This is a genomic window from Stenotrophomonas sp. HMWF003, assembly GCF_003061285.1.
Taxonomy (GTDB): domain Bacteria; phylum Pseudomonadota; class Gammaproteobacteria; order Xanthomonadales; family Xanthomonadaceae; genus Stenotrophomonas; species Stenotrophomonas maltophilia_AP.
In genome coordinates this window covers 31,552-32,864 of sequence record NZ_QAIW01000376.1, presented here as the reverse complement: position 1 = coordinate 32,864, position 1,313 = coordinate 31,552, and the positions used below count along the sequence as shown (strand labels likewise).

Sequence of the window (1,313 nt, the reverse complement as noted above, 5' to 3'; positions counted from 1 at the left end):
GGGCGGGGTGGGACGCAAGGAACAACTGCGCGGCCAGCACCAGCTTGCGCCGCTTGCGCAGGTCCACCGATGCCGCACCGCCGCCAAACCCGGCGCTGGCGCGGTAGCGCACTTCCACGAACACGGTGGTGTCACCGTCGCGCATGACCAGGTCCAGTTCACCGCCGCGGTAGCGCGCATTGGCGCTGATCGGTTGCAGGCCGGCCGTGCGCAGGTACGCCTGCGCGGCGGCTTCCACCGCCGCGCCACGCTGTGCCCGCGCGGTTGGCATGCGGCTTAGTTGGCGCTGGCGATCGGCGTCGGCCGGCCGCCGCTGAAGGTCGACCATGCCGGCACGCGCAGCACGTTGCCGTTGCTGTCCAGGAACAGCGTGCCGGTTGCCCCGGACAGACCGCCTTCGTTGGCCATCTTGTCCAGATAGGCGCTGATCTTCCACGCATCGAAACCAAACGCGAACAGGCGGCCGGAGGCGCCGCGCGCGCTGGGCAGGATCTGCCCGGCCGTGGTGGCCGACGGCAGGCCCGGCACGCCGCGCACGTTCCATGCTTCGTTGGGGTACACGATGCCATCCAGGGCCATGTCTTCGTCGGCCTTGCCGGCACCCACGGTGAGCTGCGAGGTGCCCACGCGGGTGGCGCCACCGGCACCGGCCAGCGCCAGCTGCGGGGCCAGTGCGCGCGCCTGCGGTGCCTTCACCGCCAGCAGCACGCCGTCGACGGCACCGGCTGCGCGGATCTGCGCATCGATGTTGCCTACGGTCTCGCCCACGCCGATGCTGGCCACCACCTGGCCGCCGCGCTGGGCAAAGCGCTCGCGGAACGCGGCGGCGGCACGGCGGCCGTTGTCGTCATTGCTGTGGACCACCAGCACCTTGCTGCGCTCGCGCCCCCGCAGGTATTCGGCGGCGATGATGCCGTCGTCTTCCGGGGCCAGCGAGAAGCCGGCGCTGCCGGCCGGCGGGCTGCTCTTGCCGCGGTTCAGCGCCAGCACCGGCACGGGCAGCTGGGCGCGGCCGAACACGGCGTCCACTTCGTCGCGGCCGAGCGGGCCGACCACGAAATCGACGCCGGCATTGACCGCCTTGTCGTACGCGGCCACGGCACCGGCGGCGGTGCCGGCGGTGTCGATGAACTGGATGTCCGGGCGGCGGCGGGTTTCACCGTAGTAGCCACTGAGCAGGCCGTCGCGCACCGGCTGCGCGGCGGTAGCCAGGCGGCCGCTGAGCGGCAGCAGCACGGCCATCTTCACCGGCGGACGGTAGCCGTCGCTCATGGCCGGCGGGCGCTTGCTGGTGTCGAACTGCACCGCCTGTT

2 protein-coding genes are annotated in these 1,313 nt (G+C 72.3%); both read right to left on the bottom strand.

The genetic code is table 11. From position 1 onward, the window contains the following. On the bottom strand, positions 1-271 hold a 271-nt coding region (locus DBR34_RS15925), incomplete at its 3' end, for a YraN family protein (protein WP_128097528.1). 5 nt (positions 272-276) lie between these two features. Beyond that, positions 277-1,313: penicillin-binding protein activator (locus DBR34_RS23415; protein ID WP_258224000.1), on the bottom strand; the 1,037-nt coding region annotated here is incomplete at its 5' end.